This is a genomic window from Leeuwenhoekiella sp. W20_SRS_FM14, from assembly GCF_052119605.1.
Lineage (GTDB): Bacteria > Bacteroidota > Bacteroidia > Flavobacteriales > Flavobacteriaceae > Leeuwenhoekiella.
In genome coordinates, this window is the sequence record NZ_JBGQOK010000019.1 from 1 (window position 1) to 1,196 (window position 1,196).

General features: G+C 34.3%; 2 protein-coding genes. Both read right to left on the minus strand.

Annotation, left to right across the window (positions count from 1 at the left end; translation table 11 throughout):
- Positions 1-208: 208 nt before the first annotated feature.
- The gene (locus ACEN25_RS15850; protein ID WP_441803767.1) at positions 209-700 is read right to left on the minus strand and encodes a hypothetical protein; all 492 of its coding nucleotides are present in this window, start codon (positions 698-700) and stop codon (positions 209-211) included.
- A 6-nt stretch (positions 701-706) separates the two neighbouring features.
- Complete coding sequence (locus tag ACEN25_RS15855; RefSeq protein WP_441803768.1) at positions 707-1,093, minus strand: hypothetical protein; 387 nt, start codon at positions 1,091-1,093, stop codon at positions 707-709.
- Between the last annotated feature and the right edge of the window lie 103 nt (positions 1,094-1,196).

The window sequence follows — 1,196 nt, forward strand, 5'->3', positions numbered from 1 at the left end:
AGTATTCGATGAAGTTTTCTTTTATTAACCTTTCTTTTGATGGTGTAACTATCATTTTTTCAAAATGTTACATAACGTTCTCGGCTATGAGTAGTTGCGTGGGTTAGCACTTAACTTAACAAGTACACACCAAACTGAAAATCCGCTAGGATTTTCAGAAGTAGGCGAGAACAAGCAATTACTTATAGCCATTGTTAGGCAACGTTTTTTATTTTTCTATTTCTTTTAATTCAAATGTTTCAGCACCATCTTCGACTAGACAATGTTTCTCATTTAAAAGCTGAAAATCGTTTTCCCCATCTTCTCCAACAGTTTTAGTCAATTTACATTGCAAAACTTTTGTTAGTTTCAATTTGCTCATTGCCCTTGGATGAATGGCAACGCACAATCCATAACCTTTGGATTGAACACTTGGATAAACTACTCCGTCATAAGTAGAAGTTTTTGTGAAAATCTCGGTGAATTTTGCTGAAATTAAATACTCGTGATTGTTACCACCCGAAACATATTTAGAAAATTCCGCTGACAAGAATTTAAGACATTTAACTGTGTTCTCTCGGACGTCTTCAGGCATTTCATTTAAAAACTCAACGTATTTATTTTTCAAACTATTAAGATAAGGATGTTCATACTCAATTGTTGGGTCAATAATAGTCGCTAACGAAATATCTTCAGTTACTTCCCAGTTTCCAAAAGTCAAACGACTCTAACCTTCAATTACATCAGAGTTTCTCATTAGGCTTGAAATCTCGGAAGCACCAACAATTCTTGGGTACTTCATTTCTTCTTTGTCAAAATCTTCTTCTGAAATTACTGCACCATAAAACATTGTATTTTTTGGTGTACTCGCTCTCAAATAATTAGAATTGAATTTAGCAGGTTTGTATGAAATCCGTGAAACAGCACTAAATTCTGGTTCTTCTTTTGTGTTGTTGACAGCTCTCTCTATTTCCTTTGAATATTGGCCTTCAGGTGTTTTATGATAATCGGTAAGCATAATTCCCAAAGGTCCTAAACTTGTTAGTAATCTGTCTAATTCCGCAATCGGATATTCACTTAAATCAAGTTCTTTTAGTTGGTCAATAGCGTGCATTTCAGTTTTGGTTTTAAATGTTGCCTAACGGTCCAGTATATGAAAAGTAGCGCTGAAGAAAGGCACTATCCATTCGGTTATACTAAAGCCGAATTTTTAAATT